The 16,413-nt window shown below is 74.3% G+C and carries 15 protein-coding genes; 5 read left to right on the top strand and 10 right to left on the bottom strand.

Annotated features, from left to right (window positions below):
- Positions 1 to 15 precede the first annotated feature (15 nt).
- Positions 16 to 456 (bottom strand): molybdenum cofactor biosynthesis protein MoaE, encoded by a 441-nt coding sequence (locus ACZ7C5_RS15080; protein WP_401083373.1) that lies wholly within the window; start codon positions 454 to 456, stop codon positions 16 to 18.
- 103 nt (positions 457 to 559) lie between these two features.
- Positions 560 to 1,708: an NAD-dependent epimerase/dehydratase family protein gene (locus ACZ7C5_RS15075; protein ID WP_401083371.1), complete on the bottom strand. Its 1,149-nt coding sequence runs from the start codon at positions 1,706 to 1,708 to the stop codon at positions 560 to 562.
- 199 nt (positions 1,709 to 1,907) lie between these two features.
- On the opposite strand from ACZ7C5_RS15075, the gene ACZ7C5_RS15070 reads away from it, so the two are divergent.
- Both ACZ7C5_RS15070 and ACZ7C5_RS15065 read left to right on the top strand, forming a co-directional pair.
- The gene (locus ACZ7C5_RS15070; protein WP_470322721.1) at positions 1,908 to 3,431 is read left to right on the top strand and encodes a zinc-dependent metalloprotease; all 1,524 of its coding nucleotides are present in this window, start codon (positions 1,908 to 1,910) and stop codon (positions 3,429 to 3,431) included.
- Positions 3,428 to 4,030 (top strand): NUDIX hydrolase, encoded by a 603-nt coding sequence (locus ACZ7C5_RS15065; RefSeq protein WP_401083368.1) that lies wholly within the window; start codon positions 3,428 to 3,430, stop codon positions 4,028 to 4,030. Before ACZ7C5_RS15070 ends, ACZ7C5_RS15065 begins: the two co-directional genes overlap by 4 nt.
- A 105-nt stretch (positions 4,031 to 4,135) precedes the next feature.
- Here the strand turns inward: ACZ7C5_RS15065 and ACZ7C5_RS15060 are convergent, their stop codons facing one another.
- Entirely contained in the window at positions 4,136 to 4,873 is a 738-nt protein-coding gene (locus ACZ7C5_RS15060; protein ID WP_401083366.1) for a M48 metallopeptidase family protein, read from the bottom strand.
- Between the two features lie 255 nt (positions 4,874 to 5,128).
- Here ACZ7C5_RS15060 and ACZ7C5_RS15055 point away from each other — a divergent pair, with 255 nt between their 5' ends.
- The gene (locus ACZ7C5_RS15055; RefSeq protein WP_401083364.1) at positions 5,129 to 6,217 is read left to right on the top strand and encodes a TOMM precursor leader peptide-binding protein; all 1,089 of its coding nucleotides are present in this window, start codon (positions 5,129 to 5,131) and stop codon (positions 6,215 to 6,217) included.
- 548 nt (positions 6,218 to 6,765) lie between these two features.
- Entirely contained in the window at positions 6,766 to 8,181 is a 1,416-nt protein-coding gene (locus ACZ7C5_RS15050) for an ABC1 kinase family protein (RefSeq protein WP_401083363.1), read from the top strand.
- 117 nt (positions 8,182 to 8,298) lie between these two features.
- On the opposite strand, the gene ACZ7C5_RS15045 is transcribed toward ACZ7C5_RS15050, so the two are convergent.
- From ACZ7C5_RS15045 to ACZ7C5_RS15030, 4 genes are all read right to left on the bottom strand, one after another.
- Entirely contained in the window at positions 8,299 to 8,697 is a 399-nt protein-coding gene (locus ACZ7C5_RS15045; RefSeq protein ID WP_317620264.1) for a hypothetical protein, read from the bottom strand.
- Positions 8,694 to 9,062, bottom strand: coding sequence for a WhiB family transcriptional regulator (locus ACZ7C5_RS15040; RefSeq protein WP_401083361.1), 369 nt, complete (start codon positions 9,060 to 9,062; stop codon positions 8,694 to 8,696). The genes ACZ7C5_RS15045 and ACZ7C5_RS15040 overlap by 4 nt, the downstream gene beginning before the upstream one ends.
- A gap of 169 nt (positions 9,063 to 9,231) precedes the next feature.
- The gene (locus tag ACZ7C5_RS15035) at positions 9,232 to 9,678 is read right to left on the bottom strand and encodes a hypothetical protein (protein ID WP_470322720.1); all 447 of its coding nucleotides are present in this window, start codon (positions 9,676 to 9,678) and stop codon (positions 9,232 to 9,234) included.
- Positions 9,679 to 9,951: 273 nt separating this feature from the next.
- Positions 9,952 to 12,120, bottom strand: coding sequence for an ATP-dependent DNA helicase UvrD2 (locus ACZ7C5_RS15030; RefSeq protein WP_401083739.1), 2,169 nt, complete (start codon positions 12,118 to 12,120; stop codon positions 9,952 to 9,954).
- A 263-nt stretch (positions 12,121 to 12,383) separates the two neighbouring features.
- Between ACZ7C5_RS15030 and ACZ7C5_RS15025 the strand changes: the two genes are divergently transcribed.
- Positions 12,384 to 12,641 (top strand): mycoredoxin, encoded by a 258-nt coding sequence (locus tag ACZ7C5_RS15025; RefSeq protein ID WP_401083357.1) that lies wholly within the window; start codon positions 12,384 to 12,386, stop codon positions 12,639 to 12,641.
- Positions 12,642 to 12,738: 97 nt separating this feature from the next.
- Here the strand turns inward: ACZ7C5_RS15025 and ACZ7C5_RS15020 are convergent, their stop codons facing one another.
- The 3 genes from ACZ7C5_RS15020 to ACZ7C5_RS15010 form a co-directional block, all read right to left on the bottom strand.
- Entirely contained in the window at positions 12,739 to 13,578 is an 840-nt protein-coding gene (locus ACZ7C5_RS15020) for a GntR family transcriptional regulator (protein ID WP_401083355.1), read from the bottom strand.
- A gap of 301 nt (positions 13,579 to 13,879) precedes the next feature.
- A complete protein-coding gene (gene nudC, locus ACZ7C5_RS15015) occupies positions 13,880 to 14,821 on the bottom strand; it encodes an NAD(+) diphosphatase (RefSeq protein ID WP_401083354.1) in 942 nt (313 codons plus the stop codon).
- Positions 14,822 to 14,891: 70 nt separating this feature from the next.
- Complete coding sequence (locus tag ACZ7C5_RS15010; RefSeq protein ID WP_470322719.1) at positions 14,892 to 16,295, bottom strand: dipeptidase; 1,404 nt, start codon at positions 16,293 to 16,295, stop codon at positions 14,892 to 14,894.
- Positions 16,296 to 16,413: the final 118 nt, after the last annotated feature.

Genomic DNA, 16,413 nt, shown 5'->3' with positions numbered 1-16,413 from the left:
GCACCGCGGCCGGTCTCAGCAGCCGCCCGCGCCGATCCACTCCTCCTCGCCGTCGGCGAAGACCTGGTGCTTCCAGATCGGCACCTCGTGCTTGAGGTCGTCGATCAGCCGGCGGGCGGCCGCGAAGGCCTCGCCGCGGTGGGCGCAGGAGACGGCGACGATCACGGCCTTGTCGGTGATCTCCAGCCGGCCCACCCGGTGGACCGCGGCGAGCGCCCGGACCGGGAAGTCCGCGGCCACCTTCTCGGCGATCCGGCGCATCTCCCGCTCGGCGGTGGGGTGGCAGCTGTACTCCAGCGCGGAGACCGACCTGCCGCCGTCGTGGTCCCGGACCGTCCCGACGAACACGGTGGTGCCGCCGGCCGCGTCGTCGCCGACCGCCTCGTACACCTCGTCCAGCGAGAGCGGGGTGTCACGGATGGCGAGCAGCCGGATGGGGTCGTGGTTCTCGGACATGCCCCCATGATTCCCCATCCGGGACGGCCCGGGGCAAGCCCTTTCCACGCCGCGACACGCGGATTTCACCTCGCGGGAAGTGCCGTCCGCGGCCCCCGGCCGGTCAGAACCTGCGCCGCTTGCGGGCCCGGCGCACCAGCGCCGCGGTACCGACCAGCGCCACCGTCGCCCCGGCCGCCCCCAGGCTGGTCGCCGCCTCCTTGCCGCCCAGCCGGCGCCCGGCCACCGCGTGCTTGCCGGACACCTGGGCCAGCAGCTCGGCCAGCACCTGCTCGTTGGTGTGCGCCGGGCGCCAGCCCGCCTCGTGCAGCCTGCTGCCGGACACCACCCACGGGTACATCGTGTACGCCAGGTCCCCGGCCGGGGCCGGGGTCAGGCCCAGCCGGTGCAGCCGCGCCGCCGTCCCGAGCGCCAGCGAGGCCGGCAGCTCCATCCGCCGGATCCCGGACAGCCGCTCCACGTCCTCCTGCTCCAGCCAGCCGTCGCAGCCGACCGTCACCTCGCCCTCGACCAGGCCCAGCACCGCGTACTCCAGCGCCGCCGCCAGGTCGTCCGCGTGGCAGAACTGCCAGCACGGCCGGGATCCGGCCACCACCAGCAGCCGGGGCGCCTCGAAGTGCCTGGTCAGCACGGTGTCCACGCCGGGGCCCACCACCACGGCCGGCCGCAGCACCGTGACCTGGAGGCCCGGGTGGGCGCGCGGCGCCCGGCGGGCCAGCCGCTCGATCTCCAGCAGGTCCCCGACCAGCGACGCCTCCTCGGTGGCCCGCAGCTCGGAGTCCTCGGCCAGCGGCACCTCGTTGTCGGCCAGCGCGCCGTAGACCATCGCGGAGGTGCACAGCACCACCCGGTGCACCCCGGCGGCCGCGGCCGCGGTCAGCACCGTCTGGGCGCCGCGCACGTTGTAGGCGCTGCGGGCCCGCGCGTCGGACTCCATCCCGAAGTCCATCGCCAGGTGCACCACCACGTCCACCCCGGAGAGCCGTTCGGCAACCGCGGGGTCGCGAACGTCGAGGACCCGCCACTGCACGCCGGGGACGTCGCCGCGGCGGTCGTCCACCGCGAGGACCTTCCGGACGTGCGGCGAGGCCACCAGCCGGGCGGCGACCCGCTCGCCCAGCACGCCCGCGGCGCCGGTCACGGCCACGGTCAGCGGCCGTCCGCCGTAGGCTGGAGGCGGCGACGCCGTGGTGTCCGACGCGTCCTCTCCTCCGGTCAGCCCAGAGCGAACGTCCGAGGGCGGGGAACTCACCGGCCATCCTCCACGGTTAGCTTTATGTGCGTACGGACGTGTGTCACGTACGTCCATCCTGCCCGAGGCGAAGGCCCGGCGGTGCACCCGGCGCGGGCCTGCCGCGCGGGAGCCGCCCCCGAGTCCCCCACTCCGCCGCCGCCCCGGGCGCAGATTTCACCGCCACACCCGTATGACGGCCGACCGGATCGAGGACCCCGTGAGCGACCTTCCCTTCGGATTCGGCGTTCCGCCCGAGGAGCCCGAGGACGGCAAGGGCAAGCCCGACGACGCGCAGAAGAAGAAGGACCAGGACCCGGCGGACAGCGGTCAGCCGCCGTTCGGCTTCGGGAGCGGCAACCCCTTCGGCGCGATCTTCGGCATGCCCGGCGCCCCGGGCGGCCCCGGCGGCGCCGGTGCCGACAACCCCTTCGCCGCGATGTTCGGCGGCATGAACCCCGGCGACCTCGGCGCCGCCTTCCAGCAGCTCGGCCAGATGCTCTCGTTCGAGGGCGGCCCGGTGAACTGGGACCTCGCCAAGAACATCGCCCGCCAGACCGTGGTCGCCGAGCCCGCCGAGGGCAAGAGCAAGGACCGCTCGGTCAGCGCCGCCGAGCGCTCCGCCGTCGCCGAGGCCGTCCGCCTGGCCGACCTGTGGCTCGACGGCGCCACCGAGTTCCCCTCCGGCGCCGGCACCGCCGTCGCCTGGAGCCGCGCCGAGTGGATCGAGGCCACCCTCCCGGTCTGGAAGGACCTGGTGGACCCGGTCGCCGAGCGGGTCGGCAACGCCATGGGCGGCGTCCTGCCCGAGGAGATGCAGGCCATGGCCGGCCCGCTGATGGGCATGATGCGCTCGATGGGCGGAGCCATGTTCGGCACCCAGATCGGCCAGGCGCTCGGCGCCCTCGCCGGCGAGGTGGTCGGCTCCGCCGACGTCGGCCTGCCGCTCGCCCCGGCCGGCAAGGCCGCGCTGCTGCCGCAGAACGTCGCCGAGTTCGGCGAGGGCCTGAGCGTGCCCGCCGACGAGGTCCGCCTCTACCTCGCCCTGCGCGAGGCCGCCCACCAGCGCCTCTTCGCCCACGTGCCGTGGCTGCGGGCCCACCTGCTGGGCGCCGTCGAGGCCTACGCGCGCGGCATCAAGGTCGACACCTCCCGGATGGAGGAGCTGGTCGGCCAGCTCGACCCGAGCAACCCGGAGGCGCTCCAGGACGCGCTGGCCGGCGGTCTGCTCCAGCCCGAGGACACCCCCGAGCAGAAGGCCGCGCTGGCCCGCCTGGAGACCGCCCTCGCGCTGGTCGAGGGCTGGGTCGACGCCGTCGTGCACGCCGCCGCCGAGCCGCACCTGCCGCAGGCCGGTGCGCTGCGCGAGACCGTCCGCCGCCGCCGCGCGGCCGGCGGGCCCGCCGAGCAGACCTTCGCCACCCTGGTCGGCCTGGAACTGCGCCCGCGACGGCTGCGCGACGCCTCCCGGCTCTGGGCGCTGCTCGCCGACGCCCGCGGCGTCGAGGGCCGCGACGCGCTCTGGGAGCACCCGGACATGCTGCCCACCGCCGCCGACCTGGACGACCCGGACGCCTTCGTGCACCGGGACTCCGCCGACGGCCTGGAGGGCGGCATCGACTTCGACGCGTTCGACAAGCTGCTCGGCGATGCCGCGGCCGGCAAGCCCGACCTCACCGAGCAGGACGAGCAGCCGAAGGACGACGAGGACGGCACCGACGGAAAGGGCGGGCCGACCGCATGACGACCACCGGGGCTCCCGCGACCGGGGCTCCCGCGACCGGCCTGCACGCGGACGCCGTCCGCACGCTGACCGGGTGGCGGCCCGCCGACCAGGACCAGGAGCAGCTGCGGCTCGACTACCTGGAGCACCTCGCCACCCGGCCCGACGGCCTCTTCCGCTCCTGCCTGCCCGCGCACATCACCGCGAGCGCGGCGGTCGTGGACCCGGCGGCCGGGCGGGTGCTGCTCACCCTGCACCCCAAGGTCGGCATGTGGCTCCAGATGGGCGGGCACTGCGAGCCCGGTGACCGCGACCTCGCCTCGGCCGCACTGCGTGAGGCCGTCGAGGAGTCCGGCATCCCCGACCTGGTGCTGCTGGAGGCCGGCGGCGCCCCGGTGCCGGCCAAGCTGGACCGGCACCTGGTCCGCTGCACCGGCAAGGACCGGCCGGAGAACACCCACCTGGACGTCCAGTACATCGCGCTGGCCCCGGCCGGCGCGCAGGCGATGATCAGCGAGGAGTCGCTGGACCTGCGCTGGTTCGACTACGACCGGCTGCCCGAGCTCACCGACCACTCGGTGCGCGACCTGGTGGCCAGGGCGCGGCAGCTGACCGGCTGAGGTGCGACGACGGAAGGGGGCGCGGACCTGTCGGTCCACGCCCCCTTCCGTCGTTCCTCCGGTCGGTCCCGGCCCGTGGCGCCCGGCCCGGGCACCTGCCCCGCCTCAGCCGCAGGAGGCGGCCGGGTCGGGCCCGGCCGGCCCCGCAGGGGCGTGCCGGGCGCCGGGGATGTGCGGCAGCCGGGCGGCGGACACCACACCCTCCAGGTAGCCGCGGGCCCGCTCGGTTCGGGGGTAGGCCTCCAGCAGGGCCCAGAACGCCGGGCCGTGGTCCGGCACCAGCAGGTGCGCCAGCTCGTGCAGCAGCACGTAGTCCAGCACGTACTCGGGCATGCCCTGGAGGCGGTGGGAGAGGCGGATCGTCCCCTCGCTGGGGGTGCAGGAGCCCCAGCGCGAATTCTGGTTGGTGACCCAGCGGACCTGACTGGGCCGGGCCCGGTCGTCCAGGAAGGCGGCCGACAGCTCGCGGGCCCGGGCCATCAGGGCCTCGTCCCCGGGGATCCGCCGGGACTCCTGGGCGGCGAGCTTCTCCAGCATCTGCGCGACCCAGCGCTGCTCCTCCGCGTGCGACATCCGGGCCGGGATCAGCACGACGGTGCGGTCGCCCTCGCGGTAGGCGGAGACGGTACGGCTGCGGCGGGCGCTGCGGCGCACCTCGACCCGGCTGCGGTCGTGCGGCTCGGGGGGAACGGCGCCGGTGGGCGGCGCCTGCGGTGACGCCGGCCCCGGCTGCTGCCGCTGGTCCGGGCGCCCGCGCGTGTTCGGCGTCGCGACCTGCGACCCGGACGCCGCACGGGCACGCCGACGCGACGCCGGTGGATGGAAGTCCCGCTCGGCTGCCATGGCACACGACGTTACCCGGTACCACGGACAGAAGTCCGCTGCCATGGCCGGAATCTTTCATGGAGTGATCGGGAACGAAAAGTCGACAGCGGGTGTCCGGAAACCGACGCCGGAGAGGATGGCCAGTTATCCACAGGGTGCGCGAACAGATCGGGTGATCATGTGCACAGTCCTGTGGATAACATTCCGCACGACATCGGCGCGATGGGGCAAGCTGCGGTCAGCCGTCCGGAAACGATCGGAAGGGAGATCGTCGTGCACCTCGCCCTCAAGCCCGCCCTGTCCCGCAGCTGGCGGGACTCGGAGACCTTGCAGTTCGGCACCGTCACCCGGTTCGCCGGGGTCCTCGGCAACGCCGACAAGACCCTCTGCGACTTCCTCGCGCTGCTCGACGGGACGCGCGACCGACCGGAGCTCCTGAGCGAAGGCGAACGCATCGGGCTCGGCCGCGAACCGGCCGACGCCCTGCTCGCCGACCTGGAGGAGACCGGTCTGCTGGACGACGCGGCCGCGGCCACCCGGGCCCTGGCCCGCTTCCCCGATCCGCACCGGGCCCTGCTCGGCCCCGACCTCGCCTCGCTCTCCCTGGTCCACTCCGGCCCCGGCGCCGCACCGGCGATCCTGGGCCGCCGGGCCGACGCGCGGATCGAGGTACGCGGCGCGGGCCGGGTCGGCGCCGCGGTGGCGGCGGTGCTCGCCGCCGGCGGCACGGGCACGGTCACCGTCACGGACAGCGGCCGGGTGAAGCCCGACGACTGCTCGCCCGCGGGGCTGCCGCCCGAGGACATCGGGCGGCTGCGCTCGACCTGTGCCCGCGAGGTGGTGCAGCGGGCCACCGGCCGGAAGCCGGCACCGCTGCCACGGGGGAAGCCCGGCGACCCGCCACCGGACTTCGTGGTCCTCGCACCGCGGGACGGCAGCGCCGCCTTCGCGGGCGGGACGTACGAGGCCCGGCTGCTGCTCCGGGCCGGAGTGCCGCACCTGTACGTGGGCGTGGTCGAGGAGTTCGGCGTCGTCGGACCGCTGGTGATCCCGGGAATGTCGGCGTGCGGGCACTGCCTGGTGCTGCGGCGGGAGGACGAGGACGCGGCCTGGCCGCGGGTCCTCGCCCAGCTGGCCGACGGCGGCCCCGGCCGGGCCAGGACACCGGCCTGCGACACGGCCCTGGCGACGGCCGTCGCCGGCCTGGCGGCCCTGCACGCGCAGGTCTACCTGGACGGGGGCCGGCCGCCGAGCGTGGACGGGTGGTGCGAGGTGTCGGCGAGCGACGGGATGCTCCGGCGGCTGCGGCTCCGCGGGCATCCGGACTGCGGGTGCCTGTGGCAGCCGTTGCCGCCGGCGTGAGGAGGTGAGGACGGACGACGGAGGAGGGAGGACGACGGTTCCGTCCCCGGGCTGGGGTCCGGCGGCTGCGAGGCTCGGCAGCCGCCGTACCCGGCCCCGGGACGGCACATGACCCGGGCGGACGCCTGGCCGTGCGAGCCCACGGTCGGGTGAGCCACCGGCCGTGCGAGCCGACGGCCGGCGGCGGCCGGAGCCCGCTTGATCGCCCGCGCCCTGCCCTGGGCGGGGCGCGGGCCGGGTGAGAGGTGGGTGCGGGCGGAGGGTGCGGCGGGTGGTGGGCGGGCGGGGTGGGGGTGGGGGGGAGGGGGCCCCGAAGAAGCGAGCAACATCACACCCCGGCGTAGGAAGTCGACGCCGCCGACTTCCTACGCCGAACCACCGAAGGCCCCCACCGGCTCCACCGGACCAAGCCCCCCAACTCCCCGCAAAGGGACGGCACTCCCGGCCCGGCCCCGCGGAATTCCGCGGGGCCGACAGCGGGGAGCGGGCACAATGGCGTAGAGATGGTCGGCCGCCCGGAACCGGGGGCCGGGGAATGGAGGCCTGGGGTGAGCGATCTTCCGCGCAAGGCAGTGACCCGCACGGCACGGCTCGCCGCCCTGCCGCTGGGGATAGCCGGTCGCGCCACGCTCGGCCTGGGCAAGCGGATCGGCGGCCGGTCCGCCGAGGTGGTCACCGCCGAACTCCAACAGGCCACCGCGGACCAGCTGTTCAAGGTCCTCGGCGAACTCAAGGGCGGGGCGATGAAGTTCGGGCAGGTGCTGTCCGTCTTCGAGGCCGCGCTGCCCGAGGAGGTCGCCGGGCCGTACCGGGCGGCGCTCACCAAGCTCCAGGACGCCGCTCCCCCGATGCCCGCCGCCAAGGTGCACACCGCGCTCGCCCAGCGGCTCGGGGACGACTGGCGCGAGCTGTTCCTGGAGTTCGACGACCGGCCCGCGGCCGCCGCCTCGATCGGCCAGGTGCACAGGGCGGTCTGGCACGACGGCCGCGAGGTCGCCGTCAAGGTGCAGTACCCGGGCGCGGGCGACGCGCTGCTCGCGGACCTCTCGCAGCTGAGCCGGGTGGCCTGGCTGCTGGGCCCGCTGATCCCGGGGCTGGACATCAAGCCGCTGATCGCCGAGCTGCGCGAGCGCGTCGCGGAGGAGCTGGACTACGAGCTGGAGGCGCAGGCCCAGCGCCGGCACGCCGAGGAGTTCGCGGGTGACCCGGACATCGTGGTGCCCGGCGTGGTGGCCCAGGCCGACCAGGTGCTGGTCACCGAGTGGATGGCCGGCACCCCGCTGGCCGAGGTGATCACGGGCGGCGGTCAGGAGGAGCGCGACCGCGCCGGGCAGCTGCTGGCCCGGTTCCTGTTCGCCGGCCCGTCCCGGACCGGCCTGCTGCACGCGGACCCGCACCCGGGCAACTTCCGGCTGCTGAAGGACGACGGCCCGGTGTCGGGCTGGCGGCTGGGCGTGCTGGACTTCGGCACCGTGGACCGGCTGCCCGGCGGGCTGCCCGCGCCGATCGGGGCCTCGCTGCGGATGGCGCTGGCCGGGGACGCCGCGGGCGTGCTGCGGATGCTGCGCGAGGAGGGCTTCGTGAAGCCCTCGATCAAGCTGGACCCGGACGCGGTGCTGGACTACCTGCTGCCGATCATCGAGCCGGCCGCGGTGGAGAACTTCCACTTCACCCGGACCTGGATGCGCGCCCAGGCGGCCCGGATCGCCGATCCGCGCTCGCCCGCTTACAACCTGGGCAAGCAGCTGAACCTGCCGCCCGCGTACCTGCTGATCCACCGGGTGACGCTGAGCACCATCGGGGTGCTCTGCCAGCTGGGTGCCAGGGCGCCGTTCCGCGCGGAGATGCTGGCGTGGCTGCCCGAGTTCGCCGAGCGGCCGTCCCCAGCGAAGCCCGAGAAGGCCACGAAGCAGGCCCGTCCGGCCCGCGAGGACGCCGGACCCGCCCGGCTCCGCAAGGACTGACCCCACCAGCACGACAACCGCAGCACGCGCCAACGACCGCAGGCCGCTCCCACCGGTGGGGAGCGGCCTGCGGCACGACGGGGCCCGGATCAGGGTCCGGTGAGGGCCGGGGCCCTGCTACATCAGCGCGACGGCGAGCGCCTTGCGGGCCCGCAGCGAGGCCCGCTCGGCCCGCTGCCTGAGCTTGCGGGCCCGGATGACCCGGCTGACGAGCCGTTGGTTCTCGGCCTCGTGCATCCTGTCTTGCATATGGGCACGGGCCAGGGATTCGTGGATGAGTTGCATCTCGAGGATCCTGTTCTGGGTCTGAAGTTCGGTGGCCTGCTCTGCGCGGGCGGTGGGATCGACGGCGGCGGGGTTCATGTCGTGGTCCTGCTCGTGGTGCTTGCTCGGGAACGGGATGCGGGCTGCGGCGTCGGCCTTGGCGGCGGCGATCCGCACGGATCGGCGGAGGGCGCTGTCCAGCGGGGGCTGCTCTCCCCGACGGATGGCCCTGGCCTCGTGGGCGGGGTTCACGCCATGACCTCGGTCTTGCGCGGACGGCCACGGGGACGCTTGCGGGCGACGACGATGCCCTGGACGAACAGCTCGCCACCCCAGACGCCCCACGGCTCACGCCGCTCCAGGGCGCCGGCCAGGCAGGTCTCCTTCACCGGGCAGGTGCCACAGAGGGACTTCGCGTACTCGACGTCGGCGGGCGTCTCGGCGAAGAAGACCTCGGGGTCGAAGGCGCGGCAGGGGATGGGGAGACCGAGGGACTCGGCCTGCTCGATCGAGCTGAGCTGCATGGAAAGAACCTCCGGGGGGTCGGCCTGGTCGGCCTTGGGGATCTGGCTTGTCTGCGGTACGGACGGGGTGGGCGGCGTGATGACCGTGGACACTGTGGGCGTCTTCCTCGTCTTCTCAGTGGTTCCGGCCCAGGTGACTGGTGGTGCTGGGCCGGAGGCCCCGGAGGGCCTGGGGTGGTCTTGCGTACCGGACAAAACAGAAGGGCCGCGGATCCCGGTGTGACGGGTTCCGCGGCCCTGGAGGTGCCGACCTGAGGCTGGCTCAGGTTAGTTCTCTCCAGGGTTCAGGGCCGCGGAAGGCCCACATCCGGATGGCCTTGGCGCCCGTGAAGGCGCCGACGGCCTGGTTAATCTGCTGCTCGTTCTGCTTCTGGGTGTTTCCGGCACCGATGACCTGCGCATAGTCGCCGTGCATGGCGGCGGCTACTGCTGCCTTCGGTGCCTCGGTCGGTCGCTCGTCGCGCAGGGAGCGCGACGTGCCGAACGACGCCCAATCGCGGGACAGACCGGTCTCGACGGAGGCGCCGTCGACGTTCCTGCTGCTCGTGAAGCACAGATCAGTGTGCCCAAGGCCACTGACAGCGGGGACGACGGAGACACCGGTGGTGTCGAGACCCAGACCGGTTCCACCGAGTTCGGCGAGCACCCGCAGGCGGGCGGCACGCACGGAGGCAGCGACAACGGTCTGGCCAGTCATTTTGGTGATCATGATGTTTCCCACTGTCTTCGCCTCCTCTCGGCGTCTCGCGGAGCCTGGTCTCCCTGGCTCCGAATGTTCGGATGTCTGTCTCGGTAAAGCTGTGGGGCGAGGGGAGATCGGCACAGGTTCGACCCCGTGCGACCGCGTCCCCTTGACCGCTCCGGCAGGCTATTGCGCTCCCGGTACGTGGCGCAAACTATTTTTCACGCGAGTTCTTCGGCACGTAGCACGACGGGTTCCGAAGCCGCCCGGACAGTCCCCGTGGACCGCGCCCGGACCGGCTCACGCCGGATCGGCCGGATCGCCGTCCTCGACACCGTCCGGTTCCTCCTCGGGCTCCTCCCCCGCACACAACGAGAGCACGGCCGCCCCGTACTTGTCCAGCTTCATGGCGCCGACCCCGGAGATGACCGCCAGCTCCTGGCGGCTGGCGGGCACGTCCTCGGCGATCGCCATCAGCGTGGCGTCGGTGAACACCACGTAGGCCGGCGCGCCCTGCTTCCTGGCCCGCCCGGCCCGCCACTCGCGCAGCCGCTCGTACAGCCCCTCGTCCATCGTGGACGGGCAGCTCTCGCAGCGGCGCAGCTTGCGTTCGACGGCCTCGGTGAGCACCTTCTCGCAGACCCGGCACTTGACCGGGCCGCGGACCCGTCGCGCGGCGGAGCGCTCGCCGGACTCGACGCCCCCTCGCCCGCCTCGCGCGCCGGTGCGCGCGCCCGGGGCGGAGGAGCCGGGGCGCAGCCCGTCCAGGAAGCGGCTGGGCTTGCGGCTCGCCCGGCCGCCCGGGGAGCGGGAGAGCGCCCAGGACAGCGTGAGGTGCTTCCTGGCCCGGGTGACGCCGACGTAGAGGAGCCGGCGCTCCTCCTCGACCTGCTCGTCGGTCTTGGCGTAGATGATCGGCAGGGTGCCCTCGGTGAGGCCGACCAGGAAGACGGCGTCCCATTCGAGGCCCTTGGCGGCGTGCAGCGAGGCGAGCGTGACGCCCTCGACGGCCGGGGCGTGCTGGGCCGCGGCGCGGGCGTCCAGCTCGGCGACGTAGGCGGCGAGGTCGGTGTCCTGGCCGGCCGCGGTGCGGGTCCGCTCGAACTCCTCGGCCAGCCGGACCAGGGCGGCCAGCGACTCCCAGCGGTCCCGGACGGCGCCGGAGCCGGCCGGGGGCTCCGCGGTGAAGCCGCGGGCGGCCAGCACCGCGCGGACCTGGCCGGCCAGGTCGGGCGCGTCGTCGGTGAGCGGGTCGGAGGAGGCCCGGGCGGCGCCGCGCAGCAGCACGCCGGCGTCCCGGACCTCGGGGCGTTCGAAGAACCGCTCCGCGCCCTTGAGCTGGTAGGGGACGCCGAGGTCGGCGAGGGCCTGCTCGTAGACCTCGGACTGGCCGTTGGTGCGGAACAGCACGGCGACCTCGCTGGCGCGCACCCCGGCGGCGAGCAGCTCCTTGATCCGCCGGGCGGTGGTCTCGGCCTCGGTGGGCTCGTCCTCGTACTCGGTGTAGACCGGCTCGGGGCCGGCCTCGCGCTGGGAGACGAGCTCCAGGCGGTGCCGGGCTGCCTCGCCGCGGGCCTGGGAGAGCAGTCCGTTGGCGAGGTGGACGACCTGGGGGGTGGAGCGGTAGTCGCGGACCAGCTTGACCACCGTGGCCTCGGGGTGCCGGGTGCGGAAGCCGAGCAGGTAGTCGGGGGTGGCGCCGGTGAAGGAGTAGATGGTCTGGCTGGCGTCGCCGACGACGCACAGGCTGGCGCCGCCGTCGGGGCCGGTCCACCGGTCGAGCAGGCGCTGCTGGAGCGGGGAGACGTCCTGGTACTCGTCGACGGTGAAGTGCCGGTACTGGGAGCGGACCTGGTCGGCGATGTCCGGGCGGTCCTCCAGGATGGCCGCGGTGAGCAGCAGGACGTCCTCGAAGTCGATGTTGCCGCGGCGGCTCTTGGTCTCCTCGTAGACGCGGTAGACCTGGGCGGTCTCGGCCGGGTCGCGGGGGGCTTCGCGGACGGACTTGGCGACGGCCGCGGGGTAGTCCTCGGGGGCGATCTGGGTGACCTTGGCCCACTCGATCTCGGCGGTGAGGTCGCGCAGTTCGGTGCGCTGGACGCGCAGGCCGCAGCGGCCGGCCGCCTCGGCGACGAGCTGGACCTTGCGTTCCAGGAGCTGGGGGACGGGGCCGCCGACGGCGCGCGGCCAGAAGTACTGGAGCTGGCGCAGCGCGGCGGCGTGGAAGGTGCGGGCCTGGACGCCGTCGACGCCGAGCTCGCGCAGCCGGCCGCGCATCTCGCCGGCCGCGCGGGCGGTGAAGGTGACGGCGAGGACCTGTTGGGGGTGGTAGACGCCGCTGCGCACGCCGTAGGCGATCCGGTGGGTGATGGCGCGGGTCTTGCCGGTGCCGGCGCCGGCCAGGACGCAGACCGGGCCCTGCAGGGCGGTGGCGACGGCGCGCTGCTCGGGGTCGAGCCCGGCCAGCACGGCGTCCGGGCCGGTGGCGGCGCCGGGGTCGGCCCAGGGCGAGCCGTGGGGGCCGTCGTAGGGGCTGCCGCTCAAGAGGTCTTCCTGCATGCGTTCCATCCTCTCAGCCCGGTGGGACAACGTGGGCGGAGTTGTCCACAGGCACGGTGTGATCGCAGGATGATCGCTCCGCACGACGGTCGACGGCGCGCCGGAATGCCCGCCGTCCGGTGGACGTTCCCTCCGGAGACCGTACGCACCTCTCTTCCGAAGGAGCCCCCTCGATGTCCGGCAGCGTGACGATGTACAGCACGACCTGGTGTGGGTACTGCAACCGACTCAAGAGCCAGCTGGACCGTGAAGGCATCGGCTACACCGAGATCAACATCGAGGAGGACCCGGCGTCGGCGTCCTTCGTCGAGTCGGTGAACGGCGGCAACCAGACCGTTCCGACGGTGCTGGTGGTGCCGGCCGCCGGCGGCGAGCGGGTCGTGATGACCAACCCGAGCCTGCTCCAGGTCAAGAAGGCCCTGGCGGCCTGAGCCCCCCTCCGGGCCTGAGCCCTCTTCGGGCCTGACCCCCCCTTCAGCCTTCAAGGGCGCCCGAACCCGGCCCCGGGCCGCCCGGGGCCGGCGCGTGTCACGGCGCGTCGGCCCGGGCCGGGTCGACGGGCGCGGCGGGGGCGGGCAGCGTGGTGCGCGCGCCGAGGTCGCCGACGCCGTAGACGAGCCGGCTGCGGTCGGCCGAGTAGCGGGTCTCGATGACCCGCACCGGGCCGCGCCGGTCGTAGGTGACGCGGGTCTGCACCACCAGCGGCACACCGGGGCCGCCCTGGAACCACTGGGCCTCCTCGGGGCCCGGCATCCGCGCGACCAGGTGGTCCACCGCGCCGATCTCGGTGCGCCCGAGGGTGGCGAGCACCGCCTCGTCGCCGCCCTCGACGGGGTCGGGCTCCATCAGCGGGGTGCCGGCGGCGAGGCCCGCCCGGTAGTGGCTCTCCTCGATCGAGTAGGGCTCGCGGTCGAGCAGCCGCAGCTGGCGGCGGACCACGATGGCCTCGCCGGGGCGCAGTCCGAGCCGTTCGGCGATGTCCACCCGGGCCCGGACGATCATCATCTCGAAGTCGGTGCCGAGTTCCCGCCCGGCTTCGGCGGCTTCGCCGAGGTAGACGGCGGAGGGCGCGGCGAGGCAGTCGCGCGGCGCGGGGGGCAGGGTGGGCCCGTAGGCGCGGTGGTCCAGGACGGGATGTTCGCGCAGGTACGTGCCCTTGCCCTGGAGGCGGACCAGTCGGCCCTCGTTGACCAGGACGTCGACGGCGAGCCGGACGGTGTTGCGGGCGACGCCGTACTGGCGCTCCAGTTCGCTCTCGACCGGCAGGGCGGCGTCGGAGGTGAACTCGCCCTCGGCGATCCGGCGGCGCAGGTCGGCGGCGAGGCGCTGGTATTTGGGGGATTGGGCGGTGCCCCGGGGGATTGTCACCCTCGTGAATGTAGCGAGCGCGGCGAGGCGGTTTCAGCCGTTTCCGGCAATATCGTCCGAGCGGGTCGATCGCGAACCCCCGGGGACTCCCTCCGGTAGCAGAACTGGCCCGTCCGGATACGAACAGCGGGCCCGTGGCGAATGCGGGAAGGGATTGAAAAGGAAAAGGGGGGCGCATGGAATTTGCCACGCGCCCCCCGTCCGGATCTCTTTCGTCCGGACCCCTTTCGTCCCGGCCCCCTCGACGGGGACCGACCGAGAGCGGCGGGGACCGACGGGGACCGACCGAGACCGGCGGGGACTACCAGCGCGCCGCCGAGGGCAGCGGTTCCCCGTACCAGAGCTCGACCAGGTGCCGGGCGATCGAGATGCCGGACGGCGGCAGGATCTCGCCCGCCTCCATCCCGGCCCGCAGCTCCTCCCGGGAGAACCAGCGCGCCTCGGCCAGCTCCTCGCCGTCCACGGTGATCTCGGTGCCGCCGGGCAGCGCCCGGCCGGTGAAGCCGAGCATCAGGCTGGACGGGAACGGCCAGGGCTGGCTGGCGACGTAGCGCACCTCGCCGACCTGCACGCCCGCCTCCTCGTGCACCTCGCGGGCCACCGCCTGCTCGATCGACTCCCCCGGCTCGACGAAGCCGGCCAGCGTCGACCAGCGGCCCTCAGGCCACAGCGCCTGGCGGCCGAGCAGGCAGCGGTCCCGCTCGTCGGTGATCACCATGATCACCGCCGGGTCGGTGCGCGGGTAGTGCTCCGCCGCACAGGAGGTGCAGCGCCGCACGTGGCCGGCGCCGGCCTTCTCGGTCGGGTGCCCGCAGCGCGAGCAGAAGCTGTGCAGCCGGTGCCAGTGCTCCAGCGCCACCGCGTGCACCAGCAGCCCGGCGTCCCGGTCGGACAGCAGCCCGCCGACCTCGCGCAGCCCGGCCGGGCGGGCGTCGCCGTCCAGCCGCCCGGGCAGGCTCTCGCCGGCCAGCGCGAAGTACGAGACGCCGTCCCCGTCGGTGCCGAGGAAGTACCGGTCGCCGGTCTGCGGCGCCTCGAAGGAGGGCATCAGCACGAGTTCGGTGCCCTGCGCGGTGTCGACCACGAACGCCTCGCCGCCGGCGATCGGCAGGACCCGGGTGCTCGGGTGGCTCCAGGCGGCCGCCAGCCAGGGCTCGTCCAGGCGGTGCTCGGCCGCCCGGTCCACCCCGGACCGGGCCAGTGCCAGGTGCAGCGGGCGCTCGGTCTCAGGCACGGTGCTCACGTCTGTTCCATCCCCACGTGGTGAATCATCCGGATGAGTGATCTGGCTGCCATGGTGCGTGCGGCGGGGGTCATTCCCCCGGCCGGAAGTTCTCCGCCAGGTCGCCCCAGAGGTACGCGGCGGTCTCCACGCCCTTGGCCAGCAGGTCCAGCTCGACCTTCTCGTCGACCGAGTGCCAGCCGTCCGAGGGCACCGAGATGCCGAGGAACAGCACCGGCGCGCCCAGCACGTCCTGGAGGTCCGCGGCCGGACCGGAGCCGCCCTCGCGGGTGAAGAGGATCTTCTGCTCGAAGGCCCGGCCCATCGCGCGGACGGTGGACCGGAGCGCCGGGTGGTCCAGCGGGGTCAGGCAGGGGCGGGTCGCCCCCGGGAAGACCAGCTCGTGGCGGATGCCCTCGGGCACCTGCCCGGCCACCCAGGCCCGCACGGCGTCCTGGACCTTCTCCACCTCCTGCCCGGCGACCAGCCGGAAGGACAGCTTCAGGTGCGCCGAGGCGGGGACGATGGTCTTGCCGCCGGGGCCGGTGTAGCCGCCCCAGATGCCGTTGACCTCGGCGGTCGGACGGGCCCAGACCCGCTCCAGGGTGGAGAAGCCCGCCTCGCCGCGGGTGCCGTGGGACTTGGCGACCCGCAGCCACTGCTCCTCGTCGAAGGGCAGCTCGGCGAACAGCTCGCGCTCGCGCTCGGTCAGCTCGACGACGCCGTCGTAGAAGCCCGGGATCGCGACCCTGCGGTCGGCGTCGTGCAGCGCGGCGGCCAGCTCGGCCGCGACCTGGGCCGGGTTGGGGACGGCGCCGCCGAAGGAGCCGGAGTGGATGTCGGTGTCGGGCCCGTACAGGTCGACCTGGGCGTCCGCCAGGCCGCGCATGCCGGTGCAGACGGTCGGCGTGGTCGCGGACCACATGCCGGTGTCCGAGATGACGACCACGTCGGCGGCCAGCCGCCCGGCCTCGCGCCGGACCAGGCCGGCGAAGTTCGGCGAGCCGGACTCCTCCTCGCCCTCGATCAGCAGCTTGAGGTTGACGGCCGGCGCGGTGCGGCCGGTGGCGGCCAGGTGGGCGCGCACGCCCAGGGTGTGGAAGAACACCTGGCCCTTGTCGTCGGCGGCGCCGCGCGCGTACAGCCGGCCGTCGATCACGGTCGGGGTGAACGGCTCGGTCGCCCAGCCGTCCTCGCGGGCCGCCGGCTGCACGTCGTGGTGCCCGTAGACCAGGACGGTCGGCGCGGCCGGGTCCCCGGAGGGCCACTCGGCGAACACCGCCGGCAGTCCGTCCGTCTCCCACACCTCGGCCACCGGGAAACCGGTCTCGCGCAGCTTGGCGACCAGCCACTGCGCCGAGCGCCGCACGTCGCCGGCCCGGTCCGGGTCGGCGGAGACCGAGGGGATGGCCAGCCACTCGGAGAGGTCGGCGAGGAAGGCCGCCTGGTGCCGGTCGATGTAGGAGCGGACGACGCTGTCCGGGGTTCTCGTCATACCGACGACTGTAGTTCGCCCGTGCGGGTGCCCGCCCCGGCCGTCCGGCTGCCGGGCGCTCCCGGGGCTGTAACCTCCGTCACCCCCGTCGCGGCGGCAGCGCGCGACGGGGGTGACG

This window comes from Kitasatospora sp. NPDC036993, from assembly GCF_055607525.1.
The sequence above is the reverse complement of the archived record's forward strand: the minus strand, read 5'-3'. Positions and strand labels throughout refer to the sequence as shown.

What these genes read in the sequence shown, in the direction of transcription:
- ACZ7C5_RS15025 (WP_401083357.1), top strand. Translation starts at nt 12,384, where the DNA reads ATGTCCGGCAGCGTGACGATGTACAGCACGACCTGGTGTGGGTACTGC.
- ACZ7C5_RS15060 (WP_401083366.1), bottom strand. Translation starts at nt 4,873, where the DNA reads ATGGCAGCCGAGCGGGACTTCCATCCACCGGCGTCGCGTCGGCGTGCC.
- ACZ7C5_RS15035 (WP_470322720.1), bottom strand. Translation starts at nt 9,678, where the DNA reads ATGATCACCAAAATGACTGGCCAGACCGTTGTCGCTGCCTCCGTGCGT.
- ACZ7C5_RS15080 (WP_401083373.1), bottom strand. Translation starts at nt 456, where the DNA reads ATGTCCGAGAACCACGACCCCATCCGGCTGCTCGCCATCCGTGACACC.
- ACZ7C5_RS15065 (WP_401083368.1), top strand. Translation starts at nt 3,428, where the DNA reads ATGACGACCACCGGGGCTCCCGCGACCGGGGCTCCCGCGACCGGCCTG.
- ACZ7C5_RS15010 (WP_470322719.1), bottom strand. Translation starts at nt 16,295, where the DNA reads ATGACGAGAACCCCGGACAGCGTCGTCCGCTCCTACATCGACCGGCAC.